The organism is Ruegeria sp. CJ3 (genome assembly GCF_056536725.1).
On record NZ_JBQFQE010000004.1, the window covers coordinates 167,987 to 185,327 of the forward strand.

Sequence of the window (17,341 nt, forward strand, 5' to 3'; positions counted from 1 at the left end):
CACGCCCATGACACTCCGCTTCAAAGCTCTTTCCGTTCATCTCTTTACCGCCACGGGCGCTGTCTTTGCCATGCTGGCCATGCTGGCCGCCGTCGAGGAAAAGTGGAGCCTGATGTATCTCTGGCTGGTGGTCTCATTCGTGGTTGACGGCATCGACGGGCCACTGGCGCGGCACTATCACGTCAAGCAAAACGCCCCCGAGTTCGATGGCGTGCTACTGGACCTGATCATCGACTATCTGACCTATGTGTTCATTCCCGCCTTTGCCCTGTTCAAATCGGGCCTGATGGATGGCTGGACGGGCTGGTTCGCCATCATCGTCATCACCTTTGCCAGCGCCATGTATTTCGCAGATACGCGAATGAAAACAAAGGACAACTCATTCTCAGGCTTCCCCGGCTGCTGGAATATGTTCGTGATCGTGATCTTCGCGCTCGAGCCCAATTTCTGGGTCATCCTGCTGCTGGTGACGTTGCTGTCGCTGGCGATGTTCCTGCCCCTCAAGTTCATCCACCCGGTTCGCACCGAACGCTGGCGCACATTGTCGCTTCCGGTGGCCTTCGCCTGGACGTTCTTCGCTGGATGGGCCGCTTGGGTGGATTTCCATCCCGAAAGCTGGGCCCATTGGGGGCTGGTCGTCACCAGCCTTTATCTGGTCTCCGCCGGCATCGCGCAGCAGCTGATCCCAGTACGCCGAGCCTAGAGGACTTCTTCGACCTCGAACTCGGTCCCGTTATGGGTGAAGACATCCCCCTCCTGCAGACCGGCCATCGCCAGATAGATGGGGCTCTGGGTTGAAATGCCCATATATGTCTTGCCGTCCACCTCAAACCGCGAGGTCGAGACACAGACCACAAAGCGGCGGTTGTTGAACCTGATCACCGCACCGGGCTGCACGGTGTCGGTCAGACTGAAATCCGTGTTCTCGATCACATCGATCTTGGCGTGATGCGCCTGCACGGGCGCGTCGAACGCTGCTGCCAGATCGGCATTTTCGCGCGACGCGGCGATATCGTCCTTGTCATGCCCTTCCCGGTCGTCCAACTGGGAATCCCTCAAAAACGCATCATAATGCGCTTGCGCAGTTGCCAGTTCCTGTTCTTCCAAAGACATCAAACGATCAATGATGGTTTTCTTGCGGGCGGCGGAGGCGGTCTGACCGGTCATGCAATCTGGTCCTTCAAATTCTGTATTTTGTATAGGTTGGGGCTGCGCCCGGCCGATTGCAACAGCTATTTGCGGATCAGATCAACAGGCCAGCGGCTCCTTCATGGCGCAACAGGGCCACCTTCGTCTCGACCCCGCCCGCCCCTGAAAACCCGCCAAGACCCGTGGCAGACAACACCCGATGGCACGGGATGATCACGGGGATCGGATTTGCGCCACAGGCTTGCCCGACCGGCTGCGCGGGCTGGCCCAACTGCTTCGCGATATCCCCATAAGTCAGCGTGTCGCCGAAGGGGATGGCATACATGATATCGCAGACCCGTTGCTGAAACGCGGAACCCGCAACGCGATATGGCAGATCGAACCGCTGCAGCCGCCCTGCGTCATAGGCGCCCAACTGCGCCGCCGCCTCACGCAACAAAGCCGTCGCGCGCCCCTCATCCCGGCCATTCCAGACCAAGCGGGTGATGGCACCGTCATTTTCCTCGACGCCAAGACGTCCGAACTGCGTATCCACCGCGATCATAGGCATGAAAGCACGGTGGCAGATGCATCACGGCCCCTGCAACCCGAATCCTGACGATCCATCCTTCATCTGGCCAAAAATATCCCGGAGCGCGAGGCAGAGCCTCGCAAAAGCCCAGCCACACGCGCTCCCGGCGGCGATTTACCCCAATGCCTCATCGCAACGCCCGCACACCCCGTCATGTGCATGGCGGCCCACGTCGGGCAGGATTTTCCAGCACCGCTGGCACTTCGCACCTTCGGCCTTCTCGAACACCACAGCAATGCCTTCGATCTCGGGCACGCGGAACGCTTCGGCCGGAGCCGGGTCGCCGGTGACCGTTAGACCCGAGGTGATACACAGATCATCCACATCAAACGTCGCCAGCAGATCGCGGGTCTCGACATCCTCGACATGGACGATCGGGGCTGCTTCAAGGCTGGACCCGATCACCTTGTCCTGACGCTGCACCTCCAACGCGGCAGTCACAGCGCGACGAACGCGGCGCACTTTGGCAACGGCCTCTTCCATCTGGTGATGACGCCAGTCGGCGGGCGTCTCAGGGAAGTCCACCAGATGCACCGAACTGTCATCGCCGGGGAACCGCTCAAGCCAGACCTCTTCCATGGTGAAGACCAGAACCGGCGCCAGCCATGTGGTCAGCCGGTGGAACAGGATGTCCAGCACGGTCCGTGCCGCGCGGCGGCGCAGGCTGTCACCATCGCAATACAACGCATCCTTGCGGACGTCGAAATAGAACGACGACAGATCGACCGTGGCAAAAGTGAACACGGCGCTGAACACGCCTTGGAAATCGAACGAGGCATAGCCTTTGCGCACCTGCTCATCCAACTCGGCCAGACGGCTGAGGACCCAGCGTTCCAGACGCGGCATATCCTCGGGCGCAACCCGGTCTTCCTCGGTGAAGTCGGCCAGCGAGCCCAGCATGAACCGCATGGTGTTACGCAGACGGCGATAACTGTCAGCGGTGCCTTTCAGAATCTCCGGCCCGATCCGCTGGTCGGCGGTATAGTCGGTCTGCGCCACCCACAGCCGCAGGATATCAGCGCCGTATTGCTTGACGACCTCTTCCGGCACGATGGTATTGCCCAGCGATTTGGACATCTTGTTGCCCTTGGCATCCAGCGTGAAGCCATGGGTCACCACGTTGCGATAGGGCGCACGGCCCTTGGTGCCACAGGCCTGCAGCATGGACGAATGGAACCACCCGCGATGCTGGTCGGTGCCTTCCATGTAGACGTCGGCGATGCCGTCCTCGGTCCCGTCTTCACGGTCGCGCAGAACAAAGGCATGGGTGGAGCCTGAGTCGAACCACACGTCCAGCACGTCAAACACCTGATCGTAGTCCTCTGGGTTGACGATACCGTCGAGGATCGTTTCCTTGAACCCATCGGTGTACCAGATATCCGCGCCGTCCTTTTCGAACGCCGCCTTGATGCGCGCGTTCAACTCCTCATTGCACAGCAGGTAATCTGCGTCGGTCGGCAGAGCGCCTTTCTTGGTGAAACACGTCAGCGGCACACCCCAGGCGCGCTGGCGCGACAGGACCCAGTCCGGGCGCGTTTCGATCATCGAATACAGACGGTTGCGACCGGTCTGCGGCGTCCACTTGACCAGCTCGTCGATGGACCGCAGGGCACGTTCGCGGATGGTGTCCCCCATCTCGCCCATGCCATCGTCCAGCTTGCGGTCCACGGATGCAAACCACTGCGGCGTATTGCGGTAGATGATCGGAGCTTTCGAGCGCCACGAATGCGGATAGCTGTGCTTGATCTTGCCCCGCGCGAGCAGTCCGCCAACCTCGGCCAGCTTGTCGATGATCGCCTTATTCGCGTCACCCTCGCCACCCTTTCGGGACAGGATGTATTTGCCACCAAAGAACGGCAGATCAGCGCGGAACGAGCCATCGTCCATCACATTGTAGGTGATGACCTGCTCCAGCATCCCCAGATCACGATAAAGCTCGAATTCCTCCATCCCGTGCGACGGCGCACAGTGAACGAAGCCGGTGCCTTCGGTGTCGGTCACAAACTCAGCGGCGCGGAAGTCGCGGATATCGTCCCATTCGCCATTGCCACCTTCGGCCCCGGCCAGCGGGTGGGTCAGCTGGATCTTGGCCAGATCCTCCTGCGTGACGTCACACAGGCGTCGGTACATGGAGTCGTCCAGACGCGCGCGGGCAAACACATCCGCCGCGCGGTCATCGGCCAGCAGATAGCGTTCACCGATCCGCGCCCAGCATTCCTCGGGGCGGCCGGTAACTTCATAGAGTCCGTAGGAAATATCCTCGCCATAGACCACAGCCTTGTTCGAGGGCATGGTCCACGGAGTCGTCGTCCAGATCACCACATAGGCATTGTCCAGTGTCACATCGCCAGTGTTCACAACCTTGAACTTTACCCAAACGGTAAAGCTTTCCTTGTCGTGATACTCGACCTCAGCCTCGGCCAGAGCGGTCTTTTCAATGGGCGACCACATCACAGGCTTTGAGCCCTGATACAAAGTCCCGTTCATCAGGAACTTCATGAACTCATCCGCGATCACCGCCTCGGCGTGATAGTCCATGGTGATGTAGGGATCGGGCCAGTTGCCAGTGATGCCCAGACGCTTGAACTCTTCGCGCTGGATATCGATCCAACCCTCGGCGAATTTGCGGCATTCCTGACGGAAATCGACGATGTTCACCTCGTCCTTGTTCTTGCCCTTCTTGCGGTATTGTTCCTCGATCTTCCACTCGATGGGCAGACCGTGGCAGTCCCAGCCCGGCACGTAACGCGCGTCGTGGCCCATCATCTGGTGGGAGCGTACGATCATGTCCTTGATGGTCTTGTTCAGCGCGTGGCCGATATGCAGGTGACCGTTCGCATAGGGCGGGCCGTCATGCAGGGTAAAGGGCGTGCGGCCCTCTTTCTCGCGCAGGCGGTCGTAAACGCCGATCTTTTCCCAGCGCTCCAGCCATGCAGGTTCGCGCTTGGGCAGGCCCGCGCGCATGGGGAAATCGGTTTTGGGCAAGTTCAGCGTGTCTTTGTAGTCAGGTGTCTCGGCGCACATTGGGGGCGTCCTCAGGATGGTCTTGTCGTCATGTGGATCGAAGCGGTCAGTGCGATATCTCAAGCACCTTTGCCCGGCGTCTCGTGGTATCAGAGCGCCGGGGATATAATTCGAATAATGATGGCCAAACGGTCATGCATGGCCGCGCTTATAGGACGCCCGCCCCTAATGGTCCAGAGGTTCTGACCCTTGCGGCAAATGGCGCAGCTTGGCCCAACGGTTGAGCCACGCCAGACCCGCCAATGCCAGCCCCAATGCCAATAGTGAGAATACTCGGATCAGCCCGCCCAGACCCGCAATGTCGATCAAAAACACCTTGGCCACCGCCAGCCCGATCACCGCCAGTCCGGCCTTTCGCATCAGATCGGACCGACGGGCCAGCGACTGATAGAACAGCGCGGCCCCGATGACCAAAAGGGTAAGGGTATATGTGTAAAGCTCGGGCTGGGTGACGCCGTTGCCTTCGAACATTCCGCCCGCGCCCTGCCAGACATGCCGGATCGCCAGACCAAGCCAGACAGCGGCCAGGGTTGCGGCGACTGCATAACTGATCCGCCGCAGCAATACCGGCATCGAACCGATGCGCCATGCCGAGAAACCGATGGCCAATGCGGGCAGAAGATAGGCCACCGCAAGCGTGTTCACGACCGGCGGCCCCAGCACCGGGTCGGTGAGCGGATTGATCAGCGGATTGGCTTCGGACAGGGCCTGCGCCAACCGGGCGATACCGTGTGCCGCGAAGAACCCGGCCAGCAGATAGCGCGCATAGTTCAGCTTGCCGCCGAGTTCGAACCTCTGGACCTGCGCATAGGCCAGCAGCAGCCAGATGACCGCCAGCAGGCCCAACCCCCAATGGCTGTCCTTGGCCCCGCCTTCGCCGAACCCTTCAAGCCACCGCAGCAACAGCAACGACAGCAGGATGCCCGCCGTCGCCCACGCAGCACTTTCCAAGAGCAGCGTGGCGATGGGGCGAGTCAGCGGTTTCAGAAGCATCCAGCCCGCGACGAATCCAATCACGGCAGCGGCATAGACCAGCACCATCTCGGCCAGAGGCGCGTCATTGGCCCAGTCCAAGCCCGGATCCAGAACCAGCCGAACGGTTACGGTGAACACTCCGGCCCAAATGAACCAGCTCATCGGTGGCAGATCAAAGCGCCGATCCAGCGCGGCGGCCACGACGATCATCACAGTCAAAGCCACGGTCAGGGCCGCCGAACTGAGCAAGATGATGCAAGCAAAGCTGAGGCAGGACAGCGCCGACAGCGTCGCCAGCGAGGGCCTCATTCGGTCGTCGCCATCCACACGCGCAAACCGTTCAGCCAGAACCACCATCATCGCCCCAAGCGCCACGGCATGCAGCGCCCAAGGGTAAGCCCCGATCACCGCTGCCGGATGCCAGCCGACCTCAAGCGCGATGGCAAGCAGCGGCGCGAACAGGGCCGAGGCCCCGGCCCAGACCACGCCATAGCGCCCGCCTTGAAACGCGCGCCACGCAGCAAGCAAAGAGATCAGTGCGCCCAGCGCCACCAGCATCGTGACGATCATGGGGAAATCCGCCTCGGCCGTTTCGGCGTAGGTGTCTGCGAAGGCGCGCACCGCCGCGCCATAGTCCAACCCGTGCACCAGTACGAACCAGATCAGGCCCAGCGCAGGCATCACCGCCACATCCTGCAGCGCCTGCGCGTCCTTCGCCCAGATGATCAGCGCCAGCGTCAGCCCGGCCAGCAGCGCAACGCCCAGCCAGAATTCGCTTGTCGAATCCGCCCAGTGAATCGACAGGATCACCGAACTGGCCGCAACGGCTGCAAAGGCCAGCCGTGCTGGGAATTCGGGCCAAGGGTCGCCTTTCTTCCGACGGATCATCTGCGTGATCGTCGGACCAGACTGGTCGGGCAAGATACGCCGCACCGGGATCGCGATGGCGATCAGCGCGAAGGCCGTGATGCAGGTCAGATACGCGGGCTCGGTCAGCGGCGAGGACAGCACCAGCAGAAACGCCGCGCTGTAAGCTCCGACAAGGGTCAGGACGGAAATCCACGCCCAGCGCCGAACCGTGTCGATGCCCAGCCCCAGTACCGCGATCACGAAGAAATAGCCGTAAAGCCACGTCGGATCGTCCGAGGACCCACCCACGACGAACGGAGCAGCGAAGGCTCCTATCAGGCCCACCGCCGCCAAAAGCGGGCCGTGGAACCAGCCCAGAACCAGTCCAAACAGGGCCACCAGAGCCATGCCGCTCAGAGCCACCTCAGGGCCGATCAGGCCGTATAGCTGGCGCGCGGCCAGAATGGCCCCGAACAGGGTCACCAGCCCCGCCCCCGAGAAGACCGAGGGTAAATAGGCCGTGGCCGCGTCTTGGTCATCACCGAAGCGGCGGCGCACGATTTCTCCGGCAACGATCAGCGCCGCACCAAATCCCAGCGCCGCAAGCACCCGAGCGGTCGGCGGCAGCAAGCCGTTTTCGACCCCGTATTGCACCAGAAAAATCCCCGCCAGAGCCAGCGACAGCGCAGAGACCGCATAAAACCAGTTTTCGCGCAGCCACGCGGCCAGCGCGGCGAACCGATCCTCGCGCAGGACGATGGCGGCGGGCGGATCGTCGGGGGTGGTCTGTGGCTCTTCGACCGGGGCCTCGACCTTGGGTCGCGACGCCCACGGCCCCTGCTTGGGCTCTGCGGCCACGGGCTCTACCGGGGCGGTGTCGTTGGCGGGGGCCTCGGGCGCTTGCCCCGCCAGCTGACGCTCAAGCTGTTCCACGCGTTTGCGCAGGCGCGACTGGCCGACCAGCAACACAACGATCGAGACGGGAATGGCCAGCACAATGAGGCCGACGAGGACAAGCAAGGATTCCAACCGAAACCTCCGGACAGTGATGGGTTAGAAATACGCCCCTCAAGCGCAGGTTAACAGTCTGGAAATCCAGATGGATATCGTGTGTTGCCGGGATCGTTCTCAATGGGGTTTGGGACGGTTCATCAGGGATGGAATAGAGACCCGACCCAATAGGCGATGGCCGCCGCGGCACCTCCGATCAGCAGGGTTTCTCCGCCCGACCGCCACCACGGCGCAAGAGACCAGCGGCTTTTCATCGCGCCGATGGCGAAGAACACACCTGCGGTCATCCAGGCCGACAGGGTGAACGCATTCTCCATCGACAACAGGAACGGCAGCAACGGGATCATTCCGGCAACCAGAAAGGCAAAAAACGTCGCGAGCGCAGCCTTCAACGGGTGTGGATCGACGCTGCCCAGCCCGTATTCGCCCTCGATCATCAGGTCGATCCAGTTGTCGTGGTTCGAGGTGATCTCATCCGTCGCCTCGTCCAGAACGTTGCCCGACAGGCCTTTTTGGGCAAGGATTTCGCGCACTTCGTCGCGCTCACCGTCCGGATACAGGCGGATATGCCTCTCTTCGATGGCGCGGATACGGTGGATGTTGTCCAGTTCAGCCTTAGTGCCGGAATAATTGCCAGCCGCCATCGAAAACCCGTCGGCCAGCACATTGGCCAGCCCCAGCGCCACGATGATGAAGGGAGACAGACCTGCCCCGGCCACCCCGGCAACGATCGCGAAGGTCGTGACCGAGCCGTCGATGCCGCCATAGACCACGTCGCGCAGAACACCGCGCCCGGGCGGGGCGTTGATCCGTTGTAGGATCTCCTGCTGGCTGTGGCCGTGATCGGTCATGGCTGGCTCCGCCCTGTTTATGCAGGACGGGGCCAGTTGGCGCTTTGTGCCAGATCAAGTCTTGGAGAACAGCCCGCTGAGCGCCCGTTTGATCATACCCCGGGTCGAGGGCTTGTGGCGTTTCGAAAACGGCAGGGGCCGGCAGACCTCCATCGCGGCAACACCGACCCGGGCGGTGAGCGCGCCATTCACCAGCCCCTCGCCAAAACGGCGCGACAGCTTGCTGAGGACCGAACCGCCCAGAATGGGTTCCAACAGATCGTCGCCGACAGCCACGGCACCGGTGGCAACCAGATGCACGAACACAGCGCGGGTCAGGCGCCAACTGCCCAGAAAACCCGCGCGTCCGCCGTAGATTTCCGCGATGCGCCGGATCATCCGCAGCGAACTTGCCAGCGCCGTCGCGACATCCGCCAGCGCCAGCGGGACCAGAGCCGTCACCGTCGCGACCTGCCGGGCTGCTGCCTCGACCTCGCGGCTGGCGGCGGCGTCCAGCGGGGCCAGAAGCTCGTCTTCGGCCAGAGTAAGAAGCGTCGAGGCGTCGAATTGTTCGCCCATCCGTTCTTTCAGGCGGTCACGGCCCCAGCGGGTTTCGTCGCGCCCCTGATAGAAGGCAATCAGGCGGTTTGTGACGGTGCGGGCCTGTGACAGGTCTTCGCCCGCCAAGGCAGTATCGGCCGCGCGGCGCAAGCCGTCGACACGGGACAGACGGCTGATCGCGGCCAGTTCACGCAGCGCAATGATCAGGACAACCAGCAACAGCGCGGCGATCAGACCGGTGACAATCCATCCCAGAATGGGTGCACGCTCCAGCAGAGATATCGCGAAATCCCAAGCCGCGACTGAGACCACCGCTCCAACAACCGCCAGCGCCAGACCCCAAAACCAGCGCGACAGCGCAGAGGGTTTGCGGGCCGCAAACCGAACCGCCGCTTGCATCGCCTGCCCCTGCGGTGGCGCAACATCCGGCACGGGCGGCGCAGTCGACACGTCAGCTGCGGGCGCGTCGTCTTCCAGATCAATCAGCACAGGGCCTTTAGCCATCGACCGCCTCCTCGCGCGTCCAGATATATTTGATATCCGGCAGGTTTTCGTCATTCTCGGACCCGTCGCCTCGGGCGACCTCGACAAAGCCGTTGCGTTCATAGAACCGGCAGGCGGGGTGATTGGCCTGAAACGCAAACAGGCTCAGCTCGGACCGCCGCCCTTTGGCATGATCCAGCAAACGCCGCCCGATCCCCTGCCCGCGCGCCGGGGCCGCCAGATAGAGCGAATGCACCTCATCCCCGTTCAGCGCCAGAAATCCTATCACCTGACCCGGCATCTCGGCCACGGTTACCCAGCCGAGATCGATCATCCGGCCACAAAACGCGATGGTTTCAGCCTCGGTATGCAGTTCCGGCATCCACTCGTTTTCGCGGGCGAACCCATGCAGAATTGCCCCCGTGGTTCCGGCATCGGTACTGCGCGCAGGGCGAAGGATCACTGTCACAGCCGATCTCCGATCAGAAACTGCGCGGCCCGATCCAGCCTAATATGCGGGGGGCCGTCGCCGGGGTTCAGCGTCAGATGCGCCGGTGCGAATGCCATGTTGCCATAGTCCTCACCCAGCCAACCATCAGCCCCGTTGCGCGCGGGGCCCAGCAAATGAGCGGGGTCCTCCGGCAGCTCGCCGGGATAAAAGGCCGCCTGTTTGCCGCCGTCCAACAGAGTGCCGCGCACACAGGGCAAATCGACCCCGCCATGGCTGCGCATCTCTTCGGTGGTGGTGCGCAGCGAGGCCAGCGACAGGGCCGCCGTTTCCGCCCCGGCAAAGCTGGCGCGGTCGCGCGCGTCGCGAGTCAGCGCTTCGATGATCGCCGTCAACCGCGGGTGCTGCAGGTGGTGCAGGTGGTCGGCTTTGGTGGCGGCGAACAGGATACGCTCGACCCGTTTGCCCAGCAGCAGCCTGTTCAGCCACGCGTTGCGGCCCGGGCGGAAGGCCGACAGGATATCACCCATCGCGCGGCGCATATCCTCGACCGCTTGCGGGCCTTTGTGGATCGCACCCAGCGCATCGACCAGAACGATTTGCCGGTCGATCCGGGCAAAGTGATCGCGGAAGAAGGGTTTGACCACTTGTGATTTATAGGCCTCATACCGCCGCTCCATCTCGCGGTGCAGCGAGCGACGGTGCGATGCCTCGGACACCGCCAACGGCGCAAAGGTCAAGACGGGAGACCCGGCGAGGTCCCCCGGCAGAAGGAACCGACCGGGGGTGCAATCGTAGAACCCGGCCTCACGCGCGGCGTTCAGATAGTCGGTAAAGCTGCGGGCAAGATTTTGGGCCAGCGGTTCATCATGTGCGGCGGTTGGATCCGCCGACTGCGCCTGCGCCAGATACGCCTCGGCCTCTGGACGCTTCGCAATATGTTCGAGCGTGCCCCGCGACCAGTCGTCGTAAGATTTGTCCAGCAAGGCCAGATCCAGCAGCCATTCACCGGGATAGTCCACAATGTCCAGATGCAGCGTGCGCGGACCCTGCAGACCTGACAGCAAGCCCGCAGGCTGCACCTTGAAGGAAAGGCGCAGCTCGGACACCGCGCGCGTGCTGTCCGGCCAATGCGGTGCGGGACCGGTCAGCGCGGACAGGTGCGTTTCGAAATCGAACCGGGGCACGGTGTCGTCGGGCTGCGGCTGCAGAAAGCTGGCGGTGATCCGCCCCTCTTGCTGCGCCACCAATCCGGTCATACGCCCTCGGTCCAGCAGGTTGGCGACCAGAGACGTGATGAACACGGTCTTGCCCGACCGCGCCAATCCGGTGACGCCCAGCCGGATGACCGGCTCAAAAAACGTCTCGGACACGCGGTCGCCCACGGATTCGACCCCGCGCACCAGACTGTCTGCCAAGGATGAGATGACCAAGCTGTCGCCCCGCTTTTGTCGTTTGACCCAAGATAGGTAGCGGTCGCAGGACATGCCAGCGTTTTCGCCCCTCTTGCCCGCCCGCCCAAGGCGCGATACCAGCGACCCATGCCCAGATACGCGCTGAAAGTCGAATACCAAGGGGAACCGTTCGCCGGGTGGCAGCGGCAGAAAGAGCTGCCCTCAGTCCAGGGCGCGATCGAGGCTGCGTTGTCGCGGATCGAGCCCGGAGACCATACCATCGCCGCCGCCGGTCGCACCGATGCGGGCGTACACGCGCTGGGGCAAGTGGCGCATTGCGATCTGGTCAAGGACTGGGACCCGTTCCGCCTGTCCGAGGCGTTGAACTATCACCTCAAGCCGCAGCCTGTCGCCATCGTCAAAGCCGCACGGGTCGACGATGACTGGCACGCCCGCTTTTCAGCGCTGGAGCGGCAGTATCTATTCCGCATCCTGATGCGCCGCGCGCCTGCGACCCATGATCAGGGGCAGGTCTGGCAGATCAATCATAGGCTCGATGTTGCGGCAATGCAGGCCGGGGCCAATATGCTGATCGGGCGGCATGATTTCACCGCCTTCCGTTCATCCATCTGTCAGGCCGCCAGCCCGGTCAAAACGCTGGATGAATTGCGGGTGGAACAGGTTCAGGGCTTCTCGGGCCCCGAGATCCATTTCCACGTTCGCGCCCGGTCGTTCCTGCACAATCAGGTGCGCAGCTTTGTCGGCACGTTAGAACGCGTCGGTGCCGGGGCATGGACGCCAGAGGATGTGCGAGACGCGCTTGAGGCGGCCAACCGCGCGGCCTGCGGGCCGGTCTGCCCGCCGCAGGGGCTCTATCTGGCGCGGGTCGGGTATCCTGAACCGGTGTTTGGCTAAAGTCACACTGCCCGCAGCAACAGGCCGCTTGCGATCACCGCAATGATGAGGCCGGCGACAAGTTCGATGGTCGGGGCCAGTACCGAGGCAAAGCGCGTGGCCGAGGCCGAGGCCAGCAATCCGCCGCGCAAACCGAAGGACGTCCAACCGACCAGAGTGGTTACGGTTGCCGTGCCCAGCGCCATGGCGAAGGCTCCAGCGATGCCGACCATGGCGATGCCCATCTGCCAAGTCAGGATCAGGACGAACAACGCCCCGGTGCAGGGGCGTGCGGCGATGCCTGCGATCAGGATCAGCGCCTCACGCAGGCTGCCGACCTGAGCGGCCTCTTCGGCGGTCGGACCGTGCCGGTGGCCACAGTCTGAGCAGGTTCCGTGGTCGTGATCATGGTGGTGATGTGCATGCGATGTCTGGCTTTTGTGACGCCGCGCGAAGCTGCGCAGCGCGCGAAAGATCAGCCAAAGGCCGATGGCAGCAATCGCACCATAGCTGATCGGGGCCATGACCTGTTCGGTCGTGCCCACCAACGCCTCGCGCGACATCTGGAACACCAGAACCCCCGCATAGACCAGCACAACCGCAGTCACGGCCTGCCCGAGGCTGGACAGGACGCTGATCGCAGACAAGCGCCAGAACGCGACGCGGCGGCCCAGACCGTAGCCGCCGATCAGAACCTTGCCATGGCCGGGGCCGATGGCGTGGAAGAACCCATAGGCGAAACAGACGGTCAGCAGGGTCGCGATGGCCTCGGGCTGTTGGGCGCGGGCGGCGCGCAGGGACCGGGCGATCTGGTTTTGGAATTCTCGTTGCTCGCCGGCCGCCCATGCGGCCAGATGGTCAAACCCGCCGCTGCCCCAGAACCACAGCAGCAAACCACAGGCAATGGCGACGGGAACGATCAGGTACCGGGACATGAAAGCCTGATCTCGGTTGCAAATTTCTCACCGACCAGAGGGATATCGTTTTCCTCAAGGTCATAGTCCGCGTCCAGCGTCCGCAGGAAGGCCTGCATCTGTGCCAGTTCGGCGTCAATATCCGGGTCGCTCCGCTCGATCTGACAGACAGCGGGTCCCGAAACGGTCACGGGGCGGGTCACCTCATAGGCGGTGTAAAAGCTTTCATCGAAGGCTTTAATCGACAGGGCGTTGGCGGGGATCGGTGCGCCCTCGACCGCGCGCAGATGGGTGGTCACGATGCGCGCGTCCTCGGTTGTGGCCTGTGGCTCCAACGGACCCGAGAGGGGGACCACCGTATCGCCCATGCGAATGACCAGATCGCCGTTATACCCTTCGACCCATTGGGCGTCGAAACCGCCCAGAAACTGCTCTTCCGAGGCGGTCAGGACACCATCGCCATCCTGATCCAGACGCATGTCTTCCAGAACCAGCAACGAGTAGAACTCATCATACGCCCAAGTCACACGGACATGGGTCAGGTTGCCTGCGTCGTCGACGATGAACTCCAACCCGGTGTCGATGAACACATGGGGGTGGGCCAGAGCCGGAAGCGGCAGGCAGCAGGCAAGCAAAGGGACAATCCAGCGCATGACGCGAAGATAGGGTGCGCGGCGTGTGTCGGCAATCCAATTGCACGCGATCTTGCAGAAACCTGCCGCCTTAGCCCGGCGGGAACAGAACCAGCGTCTGCAGCGCCGTCCCCACTGGCCCCCGCGTATCAAACAGCACCGACTGGGACATCCCGATCCCCGAGGGCTGCCAGTGCGAAATCGACTCCGAGGCAAGCCAGTCTGAGACCGGCTCACGGTGAATTTGCACCGTCAGGTCGGTGTTCATGAACCCCATCTCACGGGTCGGCGCATTCCACGAAATGCCATTGCCGCAATCCGCCAGTGGGCAAAGCGCCTGTATCGGCGATGGCTCTTCGCCTTCCAGCAAGGCAGGCGTGCGCATCCAGACCGTCTTGGGACCCGCGCCCTGATTGCCCCCCTTGGGATATGCGATCTGCGAATGATGAGCGAAGCCGGGCAGATCGTGGCGCATCTCGCCGATGGGAAACGGGCCGTCGACCACATCCTCAATCCGTGGCGCTGGCAGATCGACATTGGGCACATTACCAAGGGTCTTGCGCACCATGTGCATCGTCGTGGCCGTGGCGCAGAGCGTATCATCCAGATCATGCACAGTGACCCGCGTGGTGGCGAGCGTCTTGGTGTGGCGGGTGGTCTCTGCCGCGACCCGCAGTCCGGCCAGCGGCAGCGGGCGCAGCAGATCGACCGTCAAACGGGTCAGCATCTTGTCGGGGCCGACCTCGGTTTCTGCCGCCCGCACGATCAGGCCGCTAACCGGCCCTGCATGGCAGTGATCGGCAGACCAAGGTCCGCGCGCCGGATCATTGCCGACAAACACGCCTTGGGCGTTCTGATGGAAATAGGCCTGCCCCAATACATCTGGTGTCATCCTGATTCCGTCGCCTCAGACCTTTTCCTGCGTGTATTTTTTCAACTCGGCCCGCGCGATTTGACGGCGGTGCACCGCATCCGGCCCATCCGCCAGCCGCAAGGTGCGCACATGGGTCCACGCAATCGCCAGCGGGGTGTCCTGACTGATCCCCTGAGCACCGAACATCTGCACCGCCTCGTCGATCACTTTCAGCGCCACCCGAGGGGCCACGGTCTTGATCTGACTGATCCACGGGGCCGCCGCCCGTGCATCGCCCTGATCCATGTACCACGCCGCCTTCAGGCACAGCAGACGGGCCATTTCGATCTCCATCCGGCATTCGGCGATGATGTCGTAATTTGCGCCCAGCTGCGCCAGCTTCTTGCCGAAGGCCTCGCGCTGCAGCGATCGCTTGCACATCTGCTCCAACGCAGCTTCGGCCTGTCCGATGGCGCGCATACAATGGTGGATGCGCCCCGGCCCCAATCGACCCTGCGCGATCTCAAACCCGCGCCCTTCGCCCAGCAGGATGTTTTCCGCCGGAACCCTGACGTCGGTGAAGCGGATGTGCATATGCCCATGAGGCGCGTCGTCATGACCATAGACCTCCATCGGGCGAAGTACCTCGATCCCCGGCGTGTCTGCAGGCACCACGATCATCGACTGGCGCTGGTGCTTGGGCAGATCTTCTCCGCCCGTCTTGACCATCACGATATACACCTTGCAGCGCGGATCACCCGCCCCCGAAGCCCACCATTTCTCGCCGTTCAGAACGTAGTGCTCGCCATCCCGCACGCATGACATGGAGATATTGGTGGCATCAGACGAGGCCACATCCGGTTCGGTCATGAGATAGGCCGAGCGAATCTGACCCTCAAGCAGCGGCTTCAACCATTGCTCTTTCATGGCGTCCGACCCGTAGCGTTCGAACACTTCCATGTTGCCCGTGTCAGGGGCCGAGCAGTTGAACACCTCGGCCCCCAGCGGAGTCTTGCCCATCTCTTCTGCGAAATAGGCGTATTCAACGGTGCTGAGGCCAAAGCCCTTGTCGCTGTCGGTCAGCCAGAAGTTCCAAAGACCCGCCGCCTTGGCTTTGGTCTTGAGCCCCTCAAGGATTTCAGTCTGACGCGCGGTATATTGCCAGCGATCGCCTTTGTTGATCTCGGCCTGATATTCCGCCTCAAGCGGCATGACCTCATCGCGGATCATGTCGGTCACACGCTGCAGTAGGGCGCGGTTCTCTTCGCGCAGTCCGAATGTCATGGTCATGAAAATCCTCCCCGCCGTGACGCGCCGGCCTTTACCTTCGCGCAAAGGATGGCTTAGCTGCACGCAGGCTGTCCAGTTGCGTGACGGCACGTCACTTGGACAAAATCAACGAAGGAGCTGCGCATATGGCGTTGTTGGTGGATACGGGCCACTCGGGTTGGCTGACAAACGAAGACATAGCCAGCGAAATCCGAAAGCACGATCCTGCAGCCGATGTGCGCACGCCCGAGACCATTGGGGATGCTGGCCAGATCACGATGGTTGCGGTGTCGGCCCTGCGGGCGGACCTTCCCCAGCGGCTGCCCAATCTGCAGCTTGTCCAGAAACTCGGGGCCGGGGTCGAGACCATTGTCAGCCACCCCAACCTGCCCGATCATGTCCGCGTGGCCCGCCTGAAACCCGATGCCCCGGCGCAGGGTATTGCAGAATGGTTTGTCGCCTACATCCTGCGCGCCCAGCGCCACATGCCGCAATACGAGGCCGCGCAAGCCCGCGCCGAATGGGCCCCTCAGGCCCCTGTCTTCACGCCCGACACCGTGGTCGGCGTTCTGGGGCTCGGCCACATCGGCGGACGCACCGCCCAGATGCTGCGCGCTGTGGGATTTCAGGTCATGGGTTGGAGCCGGTCCCCCAAACACTTCGACGGGGTCACCTGCATGCACGGCGATGACGCGCTGCCCCAGATGCTGGGCCAATGCGACTATGTTTGCGCCATCCTGCCCTCAACCCCTGCAACGGTGAACCTGTTCGACGCGCCGATGCTTGCGGCGATGAAACCCGGCAGCCATTTGCTGAACGCCGGTCGCGGCGACCTGATTGATGAGGCCGCGCTGATCACGGCGCTGGACCAGGGCTCACCCGCGCATGCGGTTCTGGACGTCACCCGGCAGGAACCGCTGCCCGCGGACAGCCCGCTCTGGCAACATCCTGGCGTCACGATCACACCGCATGTCTCGGGCTGGCATCTGGGCGAAGCGCTGTCCGACGTGGCCGAGAATTTCCGCAGGCTGCAATCCGGTGCCGCACTGTTGCACGAGGTCAACCGGCAGCTCGGCTACTGATCCTTAGGGGGCCAGCAACCAATTGCCATCGGCAGTCTTGCATCGGCGCGTCCGGATATCGCGGCTTTCGCCGGAGCCCTCGGGCTGGATAACATGCTGCAGGATCACGCAATTCCCCTGCACCTCCTGCACCCGGATGGTCCCGTTCGAACCGGTATCGTCATTAACCCAGTCCCGCTGTTGCCCGACCGCGGGCGCACCCGCGCTCAGCAACGCATTGGACGCGGCGTTCACCACTTCGAAATCGGCGGGGGTCAGCCCCATCTCGGCAATGATTCGTGAAATCGGCTTGGCCTGAGCGACCCCGCTGACGCCAAGGGCCAGCGCGGTGGCCAAAATAACAGAAATCCGGGCTTTCATGAGCGCCTCTCTGAGCTGAAATACATTTGCTCTCAAGGATAT

General features: G+C 62.7%; 16 protein-coding genes. 3 read left to right on the forward strand and 13 right to left on the reverse strand.

Going from position 1 to position 17,341, the window contains the following annotated elements:
• Window positions 1-7: 7 nt before the first annotated feature.
• The gene (locus ACR0J1_RS09160; RefSeq protein ID WP_480732527.1) at window positions 8-703 is read left to right on the forward strand and encodes a CDP-alcohol phosphatidyltransferase family protein; all 696 of its coding nucleotides are present in this window, start codon (window positions 8-10) and stop codon (window positions 701-703) included.
• On the opposite strand, the gene ACR0J1_RS09165 is transcribed toward ACR0J1_RS09160, so the two are convergent.
• The 8 genes from ACR0J1_RS09165 to ACR0J1_RS09200 form a co-directional block, all read right to left on the reverse strand.
• Complete coding sequence (locus tag ACR0J1_RS09165) at window positions 700-1,167, reverse strand: hypothetical protein (RefSeq protein WP_480732526.1); 468 nt, start codon at window positions 1,165-1,167, stop codon at window positions 700-702. The genes ACR0J1_RS09160 and ACR0J1_RS09165 overlap by 4 nt on opposite strands.
• Before the next feature lie 76 nt (window positions 1,168-1,243).
• Entirely contained in the window at window positions 1,244-1,699 is a 456-nt protein-coding gene (locus tag ACR0J1_RS09170) for a methylated-DNA--[protein]-cysteine S-methyltransferase (protein ID WP_480732525.1), read from the reverse strand.
• Window positions 1,700-1,834: 135 nt separating this feature from the next.
• Window positions 1,835-4,744: an isoleucine--tRNA ligase gene (gene ileS / locus ACR0J1_RS09175; protein ID WP_480732524.1), complete on the reverse strand. Its 2,910-nt coding sequence runs from the start codon at window positions 4,742-4,744 to the stop codon at window positions 1,835-1,837.
• Between the two features lie 165 nt (window positions 4,745-4,909).
• Window positions 4,910-7,597 carry a DUF2339 domain-containing protein gene (locus ACR0J1_RS09180; protein WP_480732522.1) on the reverse strand — a complete coding sequence of 896 codons (2,688 nt, stop codon included), beginning with the start codon at window positions 7,595-7,597 and terminating at the stop codon, window positions 4,910-4,912.
• A gap of 122 nt (window positions 7,598-7,719) precedes the next feature.
• Entirely contained in the window at window positions 7,720-8,430 is a 711-nt protein-coding gene (locus ACR0J1_RS09185) for a VIT1/CCC1 transporter family protein (protein ID WP_480732520.1), read from the reverse strand.
• 54 nt (window positions 8,431-8,484) lie between these two features.
• Window positions 8,485-9,474 carry a YcjF family protein gene (locus ACR0J1_RS09190; RefSeq protein WP_480732519.1) on the reverse strand — a complete coding sequence of 330 codons (990 nt, stop codon included), beginning with the start codon at window positions 9,472-9,474 and terminating at the stop codon, window positions 8,485-8,487.
• Window positions 9,467-9,922 carry an N-acetyltransferase family protein gene (locus ACR0J1_RS09195; RefSeq protein WP_480732517.1) on the reverse strand — a complete coding sequence of 152 codons (456 nt, stop codon included), beginning with the start codon at window positions 9,920-9,922 and terminating at the stop codon, window positions 9,467-9,469. Before ACR0J1_RS09195 ends, ACR0J1_RS09190 begins: the two co-directional genes overlap by 8 nt.
• On the reverse strand, window positions 9,919-11,334 hold the full coding sequence (locus ACR0J1_RS09200; RefSeq protein ID WP_480732515.1) for a YcjX family GTP-binding protein: 1,416 nt from the start codon (window positions 11,332-11,334) through the stop codon (window positions 9,919-9,921). Before ACR0J1_RS09200 ends, ACR0J1_RS09195 begins: the two co-directional genes overlap by 4 nt.
• A gap of 108 nt (window positions 11,335-11,442) precedes the next feature.
• Here ACR0J1_RS09200 and truA point away from each other — a divergent pair, with 108 nt between their 5' ends.
• Window positions 11,443-12,210 carry a tRNA pseudouridine(38-40) synthase TruA gene (gene truA / locus ACR0J1_RS09205; RefSeq protein ID WP_480732513.1) on the forward strand — a complete coding sequence of 256 codons (768 nt, stop codon included), beginning with the start codon at window positions 11,443-11,445 and terminating at the stop codon, window positions 12,208-12,210.
• A gap of 2 nt (window positions 12,211-12,212) precedes the next feature.
• On the opposite strand, the gene ACR0J1_RS09210 is transcribed toward truA, so the two are convergent.
• The 4 genes from ACR0J1_RS09210 to ACR0J1_RS09225 form a co-directional block, all read right to left on the reverse strand.
• Window positions 12,213-13,124, reverse strand: coding sequence for a nickel/cobalt transporter (locus ACR0J1_RS09210; protein ID WP_480732511.1), 912 nt, complete (start codon window positions 13,122-13,124; stop codon window positions 12,213-12,215).
• Window positions 13,109-13,756, reverse strand: coding sequence for a DUF1007 family protein (locus tag ACR0J1_RS09215; RefSeq protein ID WP_480732509.1), 648 nt, complete (start codon window positions 13,754-13,756; stop codon window positions 13,109-13,111). The genes ACR0J1_RS09210 and ACR0J1_RS09215 overlap by 16 nt, the downstream gene beginning before the upstream one ends.
• A 70-nt stretch (window positions 13,757-13,826) precedes the next feature.
• Window positions 13,827-14,627, reverse strand: coding sequence for a thioesterase family protein (locus ACR0J1_RS09220; RefSeq protein ID WP_480732507.1), 801 nt, complete (start codon window positions 14,625-14,627; stop codon window positions 13,827-13,829).
• Between the two features lie 15 nt (window positions 14,628-14,642).
• Window positions 14,643-15,878, reverse strand: a complete 1,236-nt coding sequence (locus ACR0J1_RS09225; RefSeq protein ID WP_480732505.1) for an acyl-CoA dehydrogenase family protein — start codon at window positions 15,876-15,878, stop codon at window positions 14,643-14,645.
• Between the two features lie 125 nt (window positions 15,879-16,003).
• Here ACR0J1_RS09225 and ACR0J1_RS09230 point away from each other — a divergent pair, with 125 nt between their 5' ends.
• The gene (locus ACR0J1_RS09230; RefSeq protein WP_480732503.1) at window positions 16,004-16,939 is read left to right on the forward strand and encodes a 2-hydroxyacid dehydrogenase; all 936 of its coding nucleotides are present in this window, start codon (window positions 16,004-16,006) and stop codon (window positions 16,937-16,939) included.
• A gap of 3 nt (window positions 16,940-16,942) precedes the next feature.
• Here the strand turns inward: ACR0J1_RS09230 and ACR0J1_RS09235 are convergent, their stop codons facing one another.
• Window positions 16,943-17,299 (reverse strand): hypothetical protein, encoded by a 357-nt coding sequence (locus ACR0J1_RS09235; RefSeq protein WP_480732501.1) that lies wholly within the window; start codon window positions 17,297-17,299, stop codon window positions 16,943-16,945.
• Window positions 17,300-17,341 lie beyond the last annotated feature (42 nt).